Here is a 13,164-nt window from a genome sequence, read left to right on the forward strand (position 1 = left end):
GCAAGGAAGGAGGAGAGGACATGGACAAGCCATTTGGCGTTCCGGATATGGGACCGGTGAACGCGGCTATGTTGCGAGAGGCTTTGCGCCGGGCCTGGGCGGATTACCGGCGGGCTCCGCTCTTTGGATTGGTCTTTGCTGGGTTCTATGTTGTGGCCGGGTGGGCGATGGCGTGGCTTACGGTTCAGACCGGCACATCCTATTGGCTGGTGCTGGCAGCCATCGGTTTCCCTTTGCTGGGGCCGTTCGCGGCGGTGGGGCTGTATGAGGTCTCGCACCGGCTGGAACAGGGGGAGGCATTGGATTTCGGTGCGATATTCGGTGTTGTGGTGCATCAGGGGCGGCGTCAGTTGCCCTCGATCTGTGCCATCATCGTGGTGATGTTCCTGTTCTGGTTTTTTCTGGGCCACATGATCTTTGCACTATTCATGGGGCTGTCGACCATGACCAATGTGTCAACGTCGCTTGAGGTGTATTGGACAGCCAACGGTCTGACCATGCTGGCGGTAGGCTCGGCTGTTGGCGCCGTGTTTGCGACGATCCTTTACATGATCACGGTGCTGTCTATTCCCATGCTGCTGGATCGCGAGCTGGATTTCGTGACCGCCATGATCGCCAGCTTCACTTACGTGCGGGACCACTTTGCCGTGATGCTGGGTTGGGGCATATTTATTGCGGTCCTGACCTTTGTGGCCATGATCCCATGGTTTCTAGGGCTTTTGATCGTGCTGCCACTGCTTGGGCATGCAAGCTGGCACCTGTATCGCCTGATCACTCAGTCGCAAAACGAGGCGGGTGCGGCTTAACCAACAGGTTCGGGTGAGGGGCGCTCAAGGCGGCGGGCGGTGCGGACCGCAGTCAGCACGGCTGAGGGGTCATCTCCCAGGTGGCGCAGCAGAACCCGGCGCGTTGTGGTCGCACTGGCTGTGGTTTTCGACAGGCATATCGCAACTCCGCGCCAGCGATCGGACTGTGCATCCGTGCCACGTGTGAACAGGTAAATTCGGCTGTTTTGTGAGGCCCGGCAAGACATCAGCATATAGATCTGCCGCCCGGCGCAGGCCGCGATACCCTGAACCTCGCGCTCATTCGGCGCGGCTTGGGGCATCCCGGGGCGCGGCTCATAACTGCGGACCAGCGTGCATTGCGGCAAACGGCGGGCATGAAGCAGGCGATGCCGCGAGGGTTGCTGCTCATCCAATTCGGTTTCTGTGGCATAGTAGAAACCTGCCGGAAATAGACTTTCGGTCAGGGTAGACGGGCCAGAGCCAAGAAAATCGGTAAGAGCCGCAGCTGCCGGGTGCGTCGGAGCGCGCTCGATCTCGTCCAGAGGTCGCAGCAGGATGCGGGCGTCGACCTCGAAGAACCGGCAAATCCGATCCAGAACGTCGGGGCGGGGAAAGCACTCTCCTCCGAGGTATCTGTTGAACTGGGTGCGGTTAATCCCAAGTTGGCGGCACAGCTCGGACACGGATGCGTATTGTTTGGACAATTGCCTTAGGTTGGCGCCAAACATCCTGCGCAATTCAGCTGGGTTACGGATGTCTTTGGTCATTTGTGTCCCAGGTTCCCGCGTCTTGTTTTTGAGTGCGCAACTTGTCCGACCTTTTGGTCGAATACGTATGGAAATCGTACAGATGACACTAACGCGCGCATCCCACCGCTGCGTTACCCTGTCGAGGCTAACGTCCAATGCTATAAAGGCAATAGGGTTTATCTTATTTTGTGTGATCTTTTTCGGCTATTTCGCGCCGAAAACTGTCATCAGGACCAAATTTGGAACGTGTGTCACCATCGGCCGATGCAGAACAGTCCACCCGATCCCGCGCACAGGACCGGGCGGACAAGGTGGTTAGTCACCACGCAGCAGTGCTGCGACGCCGGTACGGGCGATTTCAACGAGGCCCAGAGGGCGCATCAAGTCAGCAAAAGCGTCGATCTTGTCGGGCGCGCCGGTGATCTCGAAGATGAACGAGTTCAGCGTGCTGTCCACCACATTGGCGCGGAAGATATCGGCCAGACGCAGCGCCTCGACCCGCTTGTCGCCTTCGCCAACAACCTTGATAATGGCCAGCTCACGCTCGACCGAGGGGCCTTCGACGGTCAGGTCATGCACGTCATGCACCGTGACGATACGGCCCAGCTGCGCCTTGATCTGTTCAATCACCTGCGGGGTACCGGTGGTGACAATGGTGATGCGGCTGAGATGGCCGGTGTGGTCAACCTCGGCCACGGTCAGGCTTTCGATGTTGTAGCCACGGCCCGAAAACAGGCCGATCACGCGTGCCAAGACACCGGGCTCGTTTTCAACCAATACCGCGATTGTGTGGCGTTCCTGCACGTCCGAGAAGGTGGGGCGTAGGTTATAGGCCGAGTGGCGGGTAGAGCCTTTTTTGATATGTAGGGCAGACATTTATGTCCCTTTCATCATCCTTGTGGTGTCGGGCGCGCGACCGCGCCCAACAAGAATTCGTCAAACCAGAACCGAGCCTTTGGAGTCGATTACGCCCTGCGTTTCGGCCTCGCCCAGCAGCATCTCGTTATGGGCCTTGCCCGACGGGATCATGGGGAAGCAGTTCTCGTGCTTTTCGACCAGACAGTCAAAGATCACCGGACCGTCATAGTTGATCATCTCCATGATCGCATCGTCCAGATCAGCAGGGTCAGAACACAGGATGCCTTTCGCCCCAAACGCTTCGGCGAGTTTCACGAAATCGGGCAGAGCTTCGGACCAGGAATGCGAATACCGCTCACCATGCAGCAGTTCCTGCCACTGGCGGACCATGCCCAAACGTTCGTTGTTCAGGATGAATTGTTTCACCGGCAGACGATACTGAACGGCAGTACCCATTTCCTGCATGTTCATCAGCCACGAGGCCTCACCGGCCACGTTGATCACTAACGCGTCCGGGTGCGCCATCTGCACGCCGATCGACGCCGGGAAGCCGTAGCCCATCGTGCCCAGACCACCCGATGTCATCCATCGGTTGGGGTCTTCGAACCCCAGATACTGCGCGGCCCACATCTGGTGCTGACCGACTTCGGTCGTGACGTATCGGTCGTGCTTCTTGGTCAGCTCTTCCAGCCGTTGCAGCGCATATTGTGGCTTGATGGACTTTTCGCTGTTTGCGTAGGCCAGACAGTTAATCTTGCGCCATTCGCTGATCTGCGCCTGCCATTCCTTGACTGCTGCCGCATCTGTTTTGCGGCCGCGCGCTTTCCAGACCTTCAGAATGTCCTCAAGCACATGCGCTACATCGCCGACAATCGGGATATCGACGCGGATCACTTTGTTGATCGACGACGGATCAATGTCGATATGCGCTTTTTTCGAGTTCGGCGAGAATGCATCAATGCGTCCGGTGATCCGGTCATCGAACCGCGCGCCGATATTGATCATCAGGTCGCAGTCATGCATCGCAAGGTTGGCCTCATAGAGCCCGTGCATCCCCAGCATGCCCAACCAGTTCTTGCCCGAGGCCGGGTAGGCACCCAGACCCATCAGGGTTGAGGTGATCGGAAAGCCGGTCGCATCGACCAGTTCGCGCAGCAGCTGGCTGGCTGCGGGGCCGGAGTTGATCACACCGCCGCCGGTGTAGAAGACCGGCTTTTTGGCGGTTTCGATCGCGGCAACCAGTTCGGTGATCTCTTCCAGATCGCCCTTCAGAACCGGCTGATAATGCGAGGTTGAGGGCTTGGGTCCGGTATACTCGCCGGACGCAAACTGGACGTCTTTCGGGATGTCGATCAGGACCGGCCCGGGACGGCCCGAGGTGGCAACGTGGAACGCCTCATGCATGGTCTCGGCCAGCGAGTCCGTGTCCTTGACCAGCCAGTTATGCTTGGTGCAGGGGCGGGTGATGCCAACAGTGTCAGCCTCTTGGAACGCGTCCGAACCGATCATGAAGGTCGGCACCTGTCCGGTCAGAACGACCAGAGGGATCGAATCCAGCAGCGCGTCCGTCAGGCCGGTGACGGCGTTAGTGGCCCCGGGGCCGGACGTCACCAGCGCAACGCCGGGCTTGCCGGTCGAGCGGGCATAGCCTTCGGCGGCGTGGATCGCACCCTGTTCATGACGCACCAGAATGTGGCGAATGTCATTTTGCAAAAAGATTTCGTCATAGATGGGTAGCACGGCGCCGCCTGGGTATCCGAATACCGTGTCCACGCCCTGATCCTTGAGGGCCTGAACCACCATCTTTGCGCCGGTCATCTCACGTGTCATCTGTTTTGCTCCGTTCGCGACATGTGTCTTGCGTTCTGCATAAAAAAAGCCCCCGATTTTTCGGAGGCGCATGGGTTCGATTATGGTTTACCGTTACCGGCCCATGCGCGTGGTTCCTACGATTACGACTAGCGTTCTCATCGCCAGAGGCTCCTTCTTTGCGTGCAGGGACATTATGGTCGGGGGGAAGGGGCGTCAACAGGGAATTACGCCAATTTTCTATCCCGAAGGGCGGAATTTCCTGAGTCACCCTGATTTCATAGGAACAGTTCAGCGAGGCGGAAGATGCTGCAAGATTTGATTGATCTTGGCCGGTATCCGATCGACCGACCGGATTCCCGCGCCTACGAACAGATGGTTGCCGACCTGCGGCGTGAACTTGACGCTGACGGCTGCGCGGTACTGCCCGGATTTGTACATGCGGAGGGGTTGGATTTGCTGGTGCAAGAGGCTGATGCTGTCGCGGCACAGGCGCATCGGTCCTTCAGCCGGACAAACGCCTATTTCACCCGGGACGATCCGCGCTTTGGGATTGGTCATCCGATCCGCCGCTTCTATGATCGCTCGAACGCGTTTGTTCCTGCGGACAACTTCCCGACCTCCGGACCTTTGCGCCGTATTTATGAATACGAGTGGTTCATGCCCTTTGTTCGGGATGCGTTGGAGGAGCCGGAAGACCGGTTCTTTCGCTATGATGACCCGCTGGCCGATGTGATCATCAACGTGGTTGAAGAGGGGCAGGGCTTTCCCTGGCATTTTGATACCAACAATTACACCGTCACTCTTGCCATTCAAAACGGTGAGGCCGGAGGGACCTTTGAGTATGTGCCGAACCTGCGCAGCGCAGAGGATGAGAATTTTCGGTCGGTCGCCTCGGTTCTGGATGGCAATCGGGCGCAAGTGTGCGAGCTGGAGTTGCAGCCCGGTGATCTACAGATTTTCAAAGGGCGATATGCTTTGCACCGGGTCGCGCCGTTGACGGGCGCACGCAGCCGGTACGTGGGGATATTCTCATTCGTCGAAGCCGAAGGCATGTGTGGCGGGGTCGAGCGGACAAAGCAGCTCTATGGTCGCGTGTTGCCACATCATTATGAGAGGGAAGGGAACAGAAAGGATCAGTTGCTGGACTGAGACGTGTTAGCCTGAAACCGGGTCATTTTACCGGAGGCGCTTATGCCAAAGATTTTACAGCTTACACCTTTTGTTTTGTGCTCGTCTTTGCAGACACAGATCGACTTTTATTGTGACCGGCTGGGATTCACCTGCGGTTTTCGGTAAGACAATTATGCGTTTTTGTCTCTGGGATCAGTGGCTGTGCGGCTGTTGGAATGCCCGCCCCGCGAAGATGGCCGCCCGTTGGGTGAAGATCAGTCCTTTTACGTGGATGTGGACGGGATCGACGAATTGTATGAGACTCTGCGCCCGGGCCTCGCAGGATTGCCCGAGGGGCGGGTACGGCCACCCTTTGACCAGCCTTATCTTCAGCGAGAGTTCCACGTCTTAGACGAAGACGGAACACTGATTTTCTTTGGGCAGGATATTCGACCACGCGGGTAGGGCTCCCGCCCGTTGTCGATGCGCCTGTGGCGCAACTCCGCCGGTTGGGCCGGGCGGCGCTGCGCGCCGCGGGTGGCACCTAGAAGCCGCGGCTGGTGCCTTGCAGGACGCCATGCTCAAGCGCATAGCGGGTCAGGCCTGCGGTTGACGAGATACCGAGCTTGCGTTTGATGTTCTTGCGGTGCGTCTCGACCGTTCGAACCGAAATTTCCAATGCCAGCGCGACCTCTTTGTTTGATTTGCCCTGTGCCAGTTCCAGCAGGATTGTCTGTTCGCGCCCGGTCAGCGCCTCGCGCGTGCTGTCCTGTTTGGGTTGCAGAGAGCCGCTGGCGCCCGTGCACAGATACTGCTCGCCCCGCATCACCGCGTCGATGGCCTGTTTGATCTCTTCGGTGGGGACGTCCTTGAGGACATAGCCTTTGGCCCCGTGGCTGAGTGCGGTCGAGATATATTCGGGGCTGTCATGCATGGACAGGATCAGGATGCGGGTATCCGGCAGGCGTTCAAGGATGATTTCGGTTGCACTGAGGCCGCCCAGCCCCGGCATGTTCAGGTCCATCAGGATGACATCCGGGGCCAGGTTCGCGGCCTGATCGACGGCCTCCTGACCGGTGCCGAGTGTTCCGACCACTTCGATCCCGGGGTAGCTTTCTAGGATCGACTGAATCCCCTCGGCTACCATCGGGTGGTCGTCAACAATGAGAACTCGGGTATTCATGTACCGGCCTTTCGGGTCTGAGTGGCATCTTCCTGTGGTGGGAGAAGGCGGCTGAGCGGCAGGGTGACTTCGATCACGGTGCCGCCGCGCGGACCCCGGGACGACAGGATGCGCAGCGTTCCGTGAAGCTGTTCGATGCGTTCCTGCATGTTGCGCAGCCCGATACCCGAGCCTGCCTGACCCGGTTCGCGGGGCAGGCCGCGGCCATTATCGGTGATCCGCATCGTCGCGCCTTTCTTGTGACCGCGCAGGTCGATTGTCACGCGGCTAGCATCGGCATGACGTTCGATATTGGTCAACGCCTCTTGGGCGATGCGATAAAGAGCGATCTTGGCGTCCTGATCCAGCCGGTTGCGGAACACGACGGTTGAGAACTCGGTCTCGATCCCGGTGCGTTCGCGGAAATCGTCGGTCAGCGCCTTGAGCGCCGGGCCGAGGCCCAGATCGTCCAACACACCTGGGCGAAGATCGCGACTGATGCGGCGGACCTCGGTGATGGCGGTGCCAAGGTGGTCGATCCCCTTGTCCAGCGGGTCACGTGCGCCGGGATCGTCACCGCGTGAAAGGCGGCGGCGCGCATTGTCCAGCGCATAGCGCACACCCACCAATATCTGGCTGATCCCGTCATGAAGTTCGCGCGCCACGCGGCCCCGCTCTTCTTCTTGCGCGTCGAACACCCGCTGGGTCAGTTCCTTGAGCTTGGCGTCCGCCAGACGACGTTCGCGCAGATTCAGAAACGTACCTGAGGCAAAGACGACCAGAACCGCCGCCAATGTGATCCCGCCGATGTAGTAGAAGGTTCGCCGCACGCGCGCCTCGACCTCGGCCCGTGCCGCTGCGATTGAGGCGACGACGTCGTCGATGAAAACCCCGGTCCCAACTGCCCACTGCCAGCTGGGGAAGCTGGTGACATAGGTGATCATCTGAGCCTCTTCACCGGTCGAAGGCTTGGGCCAGAGATAGGTATGGTATCCGGCACCCTGCCGGGCAATGCGGATCAGCTCGTCCACAATAGGGGTTCCTTCGCTGTCGCTCAGGCCGCTCCAGTTTTTGTTGATGAACTCGGTCTGGCGAGGGCTGACCAGATTGGTGCCGTCATAATCATAGACAAAGAAGAACCCGTCATCGCCGTAGATCATCGCCGACAGAATCTGTGCCACCTGATCCTTGGCCGCCTGATCGTCGGGCTGGGCTGAGCCATAGACAAAATAGAACCCGTTGCGCGCCTGCGTGACGTAGTTTCGCAATTCGGCTTTCTTGGCCTCGATCAACTGCGCTTCGAGCTGGGCGATTTCCCTTTCGGCCAGTTTTCGGGACTGATGGGCGACAAGGATCGCAATCGCAGCAACCGCCACGATCAGCGGCAATGTCGCCAGCAGCGACAGCTTCTGCGCGTAATTCGGTCGAAAAGCGTTCCGGAATCTCCCCATGCTTCTGCGATAAGCAAAATCGGTGAAAAATGCAAAGTTCGGCCTTTGGGGCGGGGTAAGTTCAGGGCAAACCTGCGCCAAATCCAACAGTTTGAGCGTATTTTGGCGTTCATCTACGTAGTAGTAGGTATTTTCATCATCGAATGCAGCGATATGATCCACGCCATCGACAACGATCAACTGCCCCAAGAGGCAGATCACGACTTTGGGAGGATTGACTTGATGGATCGTCGTTCATTTTTGAAAACCACTGCACTGGGAAGCACAGCGGCTGCCGCGACAACGCTGGCAGCGCCAGCTTACGCGCAGGGCAAGCGGACCCTGACCATGGTGACATCCTGGCCGCGTGGCTTTGCCGTTCTGGATGATGCCGCCAGCTATATGGAGCAGATGGTCGGTGAGATGTCGGATGGCCAGCTGACAATCGAAAAGAAAGCGCCGGGTGAACTGGTGGGTGCGCTGGAAGTGTTCGACGCCGTGTCGTCGGGTCAGGCCGACATGTATCACTCGGCCGATTACTACTTTATCGGTCAGCACCCCGGCTACGCCTATTTCACCGCCGTGCCGTTCGGTGGGACCGCACAGGAACTGACCAACTGGTACTATCATGGCGGCGGCGAAGAGATGCATGATGAGCTGGGCCAGATCTTCAACCTGAAAGGCCTGCTGGCCGGTAACTCGGGTTCGCAATCAGGTGGCTGGTTCCGCAATGAGATCAACTCGGCTGCTGACTTCAACGGTCTGAAATTCCGCATGCCCGGTCTGGGCGGCAAGGTGCTGGGCAAGCTTGGCGCATCGGTTCAGAACATTCCGGGCGGCGAACTGTATCAGGCGCTGTCTTCGGGCGCGCTGGACGGTCTGGAGTGGGTTGGCCCAATGGCTGACGAACGCGCGGGCTTCCAGGAAGTTGCCAAGGTCTACTACACTGCTGGTTTCCACGAGCCGGGCTCGGGTCTGGCGGCATCCGTCAACCTGGACGTCTGGAATGACCTGACACCGGCGCAGCAGGCGATCATGCGCTATGCGTCGATGGCGACCACCCACTATCAGCTGGCCGAAACACTGGCCAACAACGGTGCCGCGCTGGCGCGTCTGCAAGCGCAGGGCGTGAAGACGCTGCAATTCTCGGACGATGTCTGGGATGCGTTCGGCAAAGCCTCGGCCGAGGTTATGGACGAGAACATGGATGACGAGCTGTTCGCCAATATCCGTGGCTCGTTCGAGGAATCGCTGGCCAACTCGGCGTCCTGGATCAACAAATCCGACGGCTACTATGTCCAGCAGCGCGTGCGCGTTCTGGGCGGCTAAGCAAACACCTGAAAAATCGGGGGCCTCACGTTTGTGGGGCCTCTTTTTCAATGCGTGTTCTCTGAATCGTGGTGGCCCTGCTAAAGTGGCAACCACAGATATTCAGCTGAGTGAGGGACATCATGGACGACAGCAGCTCGGTTGGTTTGACCGACGCTCTTGCCGCAATTGGCGGTGGGATTGTCTGGGCTCTGCAAAATCTGGCGCAAGCCTTCTACAACATCGGTTATGCGGTGACACATCCAAGCCTCTGGCTGGATTGGTCCGACAAAGAAGCTGTCATGCGCTTCGTCTACTATGGCGGATCGGTTGAGTTCTTCTTTGCGGTTTTTGCCATCTTTGTGGTCATCACCGCAATCGGGGTGGTCCGCACCAACTTTATGTGGGGATGTGTGCGCGGGCTGGAAGGGTTCACCAATACGCTGGGCCGGTTCTTTGCCTGGGCTGGCCTGTTGATGGTGTTGCAACAGATCATCATCGTGATCATGCAGCGGATTTTCACCCGCCCGGACATCGTGATCGCCTTTGGTATTCCGCTGCAATACGACATCAGCTGGTATGCTGAAATGCTCAAGTTTTACAACGCTTTGGTCGTGTCTCTTTGTGTGGGTTACACCTTTGTGCAGGGCGGACATGTGCGGGTGGACCTGTTCTACGCTCCGGCGCGGTTCCGCACTAAGAAGGTGATCGACATGCTGGGCTCGGTCTTTTTCATGATGCCGCTGGCGGTGCTGGTCTGGATGTATGGCTGGTACTTTATGTGGCGGCACCTGATCGTGCCAAAACCCTCGGCCAGTGATACGTTGGATCGCCTTCTGCTGAAGGCAAAAGCCATGCGCTGGAACGTTGAAACCATCGGGTTCAGCCCCAACGGTTTCACCGCCTATTTCCTGTTCAAGATCATGCTGGTGGCTTTCGCCGGGCTGGTCTTCCTGCAAGCGATCGCCTTCCTGTACCGGTCGTATCTGGAATACGTGGAAGGGCCGGAAAGTGAAGGAAAGTACCTCGACAAGGACAGCCTTGGTGAGGGTGAAGAAGCCTACGAAGGCGCACATTAAGGACGGAGACCCAGACTATGCTATTCGGACTTGATGGCGTCGAGATTGGCCTCATTATCGTATTTTTCTGCCTTTTCGGGGGCATCCTGTCGGGCTTTCCGGTGGCCTTTGCCATTGGTGGGGCCGGTATCATCTCATTCGGGATCATCGCGGCGCTGGACAGCGCCGGGTTGTTGATCCACCAGGCGGTGGACACCGGCACGCAAGCGTACCGGGATCTTGTGAATTCAGGGGTCAAACCCGACACGATATCCGTCTTCCGATACCCCGAGCTACCAACCTATGGCGAGCCGGTGTTCCCTTCGGGCTGGGAAACTGCGCTGGACCGCAACGTTTCGTTCATCGTGAACCGCATCAACGAACGCGTTCTGGCCGGGCAATCCATCGAGACTCTGCTGGCCGTTCTGATGTTTGTCCTGATGGGGATCACTCTGGAGCGGTCGAAAATCGCCAACGATCTGCTGACCACGATGGCGCGGGTTTTTGGCCCTCTGCCGGGTGGTCTGGCCGTGTCGATTGTGGTTGTGGGCGCGTTTCTCGCGGCCTCGACCGGTATTGTGGGCGCGACCGTTGTGACGATGGGTTTGCTGGCGTTGCCGACCATGCTGCGAAACAACTACTCGCCAGAACTGGCTACGGGTGTGATTGCAGCCTCGGGGACGTTGGGGCAGATCATTCCGCCATCCATCGTGATCGTTTTGCTGGGGACACTGGCCGGGGACCTGTATTCAACCGCTCAGGAAACCCGCGCGGTCGAGGCCGGGTGTACCGATGCGCTGACCTATCTGGGTGAGCCTGCGGTGGTCTCAGTGGGAACGCTGTTCCAGGCCGCGTTGCTGCCGGGGATCATGTTGGCGCTGCTCTATGCGCTTTATGCCTTTGGCTATGCGCTGCTGAACCCCGAGAAAGCTCCGGCCGTGGAACTGGGCGGCGGCGGTGGTGAGCCGATCACTCGCAGCGAAGGTCTGACCTGGTTGCTGGGTGCGCCGGTTGCGCTGATCGTGGGCGCTGTTTTGCTGGGAAGCGCAGGAGTAATTGGCAGCCAGAACATTACCGTTTCGGCGTTTTCCGATATCGGCGAGGGCGCGTCGCTGCGCACGAATGTTTCCGAAGAGTGCAAGGTCTCGATGATCGAGCTGCACGGTCAGTCCGCCTGGGATCAGGCCGTGGCCGAGCAGGAGGCGCTGGATGCAGCAGGCGGCGTGTCTCAGGCACAGCGTCTGTCTGAGGAAGAATTGGCCGCGGCCAAGGACGCCAAGATCGCAGCCGCAGCGCCGATTGGGACCGGTGTAGCAGTCATCGTTGTTCTGCTGGGCCTGACCCTGCTGATGGGACGCGGTATCGCACCGTCGAAATCGTCGCAGCCGCTGATTGTCGGGGCCATTGGATTGCTGCTGATGGTGTTGGTGGACATCCTGCTGGTCAAACCGGCGACCTCATCCGGGGTGACGTTCCTGATGATGTTGCCGCCCTTTGCCCTGGCGATATACGGCTGCCGGTTTGCGGCTGAGCGCTGTGCTACCAACGATCTTATCCGCGTGGTCTTCCCGCCGCTGGTTCTGATCATCGCAGTGCTGGGGTCGATCCTTGGCGGTATCACCAACCCAACGCCCGCAGCGGCGCTGGGGGCGGGCGGTGCGATCATGTTGGCGGCCTATCGCAAGCTTCAGGATCAGGACCGATCGGGCAAGGTGATCGTCTGGTCGACATTTGCCATCATCATCTGCCTGATATTCGGCGTGAATTTCGATTTGCGTGTCAATCAGGGAGATATCACTGTCGAAACCTGGATCGCCTTTATTCTGGCCTATGCCGCGTATCTTTATGCGCTGTTCGGCCTGATCTACGCGTGCTGGGTGCTGTTTTCCAGCGGTGTGCTGACACCAGTGGTGCGGGAAACGGCCAAAGTGACGTCGATGGTGTTCACCATTCTGATCGGCTCGCAATTGCTGAACCTTGTGGTGATCTCTTTCGGGGGCGAACACTACATCCAGCAGTTCCTACGCAGTTTCGACAACGAGTTCACGGTCTTCCTGATCGTGATGCTGGTCTTGTTCATTCTGGGTTTCGTGCTGGATTTCCTCGAGATCATCTACATCGTGATCCCCATTGTGGGTCCTGTGATCTATGGCGGGTCGTTTGATCCGAAATGGGTGACGATCATGGTGGCGGTGAACCTTCAGACCTCGTTCCTGACGCCACCATTCGGGTTCGCGCTGTTCTACCTGAGGGGGGTTGCGCCCAAAGAGGTGACGACAGGACATATCTATCGCGGGATCATACCGTTTGTGATCATTCAGGTGGTCGGCATCGCGATCCTATGGTCTTTCCCGTCGATTGTGACAATCGTACCCGATCTGATCCCGAATTGATGGTTCCCGGTGAACCAATGGAAAAGGGGGCCGTTTGGCCCCCTTTGCTTATTTGTTTGGCGGAAGGGGCCAGACCCTTCTTGACCTGTGGCCAATTCATCCCCGAGGTATTTTGGGCCAGATGAAGCGGCGGATCATGTGAACTGGATCAGGTCCCAACGATTTCCGAACGGGTCGCGCCAAACTGCGACGCTGCCATATGGTTCGTGTCTGGGCTCTTCTTCGAAATGAACGCCGCTGGCGCGCATCGCTGCGTAATCGCGTTGGAAATCATCGGTTTGCAGGAAGAAACCGACGCGGCCTCCGGTTTGATTGCCGACGGCGGCGATCTGGGTTGGGCCCTCAGCCTGTGCCAGCAGCAACGAACCGCCATCTGAACCCGGCGGTGTGATCAGCACCCAGCGTTTGCCACCGCCTAATACTACAGTTGCGCATTGAGGCGGGACTTTCGATGGGCTCTGGCAGCAGCGGCCTGATGTGTTCTTCGCCAGAGGGA

At 58.5% G+C, this 13,164-nt stretch carries 11 protein-coding genes and 1 pseudogene; 6 read left to right on the forward strand and 6 right to left on the reverse strand.

Translation table 11 applies throughout. The annotated features are described in order from the left end of the window. Window positions 1-20 precede the first annotated feature (20 nt). Window positions 21-806, forward strand: a complete 786-nt coding sequence (locus tag ACOQOY_RS18605; protein ID WP_420586824.1) for a DUF2189 domain-containing protein — start codon at window positions 21-23, stop codon at window positions 804-806. Here ACOQOY_RS18605 and ACOQOY_RS18610 read toward each other — a convergent pair. The 3 genes from ACOQOY_RS18610 to ACOQOY_RS18620 all read right to left on the reverse strand — a co-directional run bounded on the left by ACOQOY_RS18610 (window position 803) and on the right by ACOQOY_RS18620 (window position 4,225). Next, a complete protein-coding gene (locus tag ACOQOY_RS18610; protein ID WP_420586825.1) occupies window positions 803-1,555 on the reverse strand; it encodes a helix-turn-helix domain-containing protein in 753 nt (250 codons plus the stop codon). The two genes, ACOQOY_RS18605 and ACOQOY_RS18610, sit on opposite strands and share 4 nt — an antisense overlap. Before the next feature lie 297 nt (window positions 1,556-1,852). Next, window positions 1,853-2,413, reverse strand: coding sequence for an acetolactate synthase small subunit (gene ilvN, locus ACOQOY_RS18615; RefSeq protein ID WP_170382781.1), 561 nt, complete (start codon window positions 2,411-2,413; stop codon window positions 1,853-1,855). Between the two features lie 60 nt (window positions 2,414-2,473). Then, the gene (locus tag ACOQOY_RS18620; RefSeq protein ID WP_420586826.1) at window positions 2,474-4,225 is read right to left on the reverse strand and encodes an acetolactate synthase 3 large subunit; all 1,752 of its coding nucleotides are present in this window, start codon (window positions 4,223-4,225) and stop codon (window positions 2,474-2,476) included. Window positions 4,226-4,510: 285 nt separating this feature from the next. Here ACOQOY_RS18620 and ACOQOY_RS18625 point away from each other — a divergent pair, with 285 nt between their 5' ends. Next, window positions 4,511-5,356: a HalD/BesD family halogenase gene (locus ACOQOY_RS18625; protein ID WP_420586827.1), complete on the forward strand. Its 846-nt coding sequence runs from the start codon at window positions 4,511-4,513 to the stop codon at window positions 5,354-5,356. A 183-nt stretch (window positions 5,357-5,539) separates the two neighbouring features. Further along, window positions 5,540-5,782 carry a hypothetical protein gene (locus tag ACOQOY_RS18630; RefSeq protein ID WP_420586828.1) on the forward strand — a complete coding sequence of 81 codons (243 nt, stop codon included), beginning with the start codon at window positions 5,540-5,542 and terminating at the stop codon, window positions 5,780-5,782. A 79-nt stretch (window positions 5,783-5,861) separates the two neighbouring features. On the opposite strand, the gene ACOQOY_RS18635 is transcribed toward ACOQOY_RS18630, so the two are convergent. Both ACOQOY_RS18635 and ACOQOY_RS18640 read right to left on the reverse strand, forming a co-directional pair. After that, window positions 5,862-6,500: a response regulator transcription factor gene (locus ACOQOY_RS18635; protein ID WP_420586829.1), complete on the reverse strand. Its 639-nt coding sequence runs from the start codon at window positions 6,498-6,500 to the stop codon at window positions 5,862-5,864. Continuing rightward, on the reverse strand, window positions 6,497-7,930 hold the full coding sequence (locus ACOQOY_RS18640; protein ID WP_420587277.1) for a cache domain-containing protein: 1,434 nt from the start codon (window positions 7,928-7,930) through the stop codon (window positions 6,497-6,499). Before ACOQOY_RS18640 ends, ACOQOY_RS18635 begins: the two co-directional genes overlap by 4 nt. 222 nt (window positions 7,931-8,152) lie before the next feature. Between ACOQOY_RS18640 and ACOQOY_RS18645 the strand changes: the two genes are divergently transcribed. From ACOQOY_RS18645 to ACOQOY_RS18655, 3 genes are all read left to right on the forward strand, one after another. Next, on the forward strand, window positions 8,153-9,238 hold the full coding sequence (locus tag ACOQOY_RS18645) for a TRAP transporter substrate-binding protein (protein WP_420586830.1): 1,086 nt from the start codon (window positions 8,153-8,155) through the stop codon (window positions 9,236-9,238). A gap of 122 nt (window positions 9,239-9,360) precedes the next feature. After that, the gene (locus ACOQOY_RS18650) at window positions 9,361-10,296 is read left to right on the forward strand and encodes a TRAP transporter small permease subunit (RefSeq protein ID WP_420586831.1); all 936 of its coding nucleotides are present in this window, start codon (window positions 9,361-9,363) and stop codon (window positions 10,294-10,296) included. Window positions 10,297-10,313: 17 nt separating this feature from the next. Continuing rightward, window positions 10,314-12,668 (forward strand): TRAP transporter large permease, encoded by a 2,355-nt coding sequence (locus ACOQOY_RS18655; RefSeq protein WP_420586832.1) that lies wholly within the window; start codon window positions 10,314-10,316, stop codon window positions 12,666-12,668. Window positions 12,669-12,802: 134 nt separating this feature from the next. Here ACOQOY_RS18655 and ACOQOY_RS18660 read toward each other — a convergent pair. Then, a pseudogene (locus tag ACOQOY_RS18660) lies at window positions 12,803-13,087 on the reverse strand (VOC family protein); the annotation flags it as partial. Window positions 13,088-13,164: the final 77 nt, after the last annotated feature.

The sequence above is a fragment of the Ruegeria sp. genome, from assembly GCF_965221235.1.
Lineage (GTDB): Bacteria > Pseudomonadota > Alphaproteobacteria > Rhodobacterales > Rhodobacteraceae > Ruegeria.

What these genes read in the sequence shown, in the direction of transcription:
- ACOQOY_RS18605 (WP_420586824.1), top strand. Translation starts at nt 21, where the DNA reads ATGGACAAGCCATTTGGCGTTCCGGATATGGGACCGGTGAACGCGGCT.
- ACOQOY_RS18610 (WP_420586825.1), bottom strand. Translation starts at nt 1,555, where the DNA reads ATGACCAAAGACATCCGTAACCCAGCTGAATTGCGCAGGATGTTTGGC.
- ilvN (WP_170382781.1), bottom strand. Translation starts at nt 2,413, where the DNA reads ATGTCTGCCCTACATATCAAAAAAGGCTCTACCCGCCACTCGGCCTAT.
- ACOQOY_RS18620 (WP_420586826.1), bottom strand. Translation starts at nt 4,225, where the DNA reads ATGACACGTGAGATGACCGGCGCAAAGATGGTGGTTCAGGCCCTCAAG.
- ACOQOY_RS18625 (WP_420586827.1), top strand. Translation starts at nt 4,511, where the DNA reads ATGCTGCAAGATTTGATTGATCTTGGCCGGTATCCGATCGACCGACCG.
- ACOQOY_RS18635 (WP_420586829.1), bottom strand. Translation starts at nt 6,500, where the DNA reads ATGAATACCCGAGTTCTCATTGTTGACGACCACCCGATGGTAGCCGAG.
- ACOQOY_RS18640 (WP_420587277.1), bottom strand. Translation starts at nt 7,930, where the DNA reads ATGGGGAGATTCCGGAACGCTTTTCGACCGAATTACGCGCAGAAGCTG.
- ACOQOY_RS18645 (WP_420586830.1), top strand. Translation starts at nt 8,153, where the DNA reads ATGGATCGTCGTTCATTTTTGAAAACCACTGCACTGGGAAGCACAGCG.
- ACOQOY_RS18650 (WP_420586831.1), top strand. Translation starts at nt 9,361, where the DNA reads ATGGACGACAGCAGCTCGGTTGGTTTGACCGACGCTCTTGCCGCAATT.
- ACOQOY_RS18655 (WP_420586832.1), top strand. Translation starts at nt 10,314, where the DNA reads ATGCTATTCGGACTTGATGGCGTCGAGATTGGCCTCATTATCGTATTT.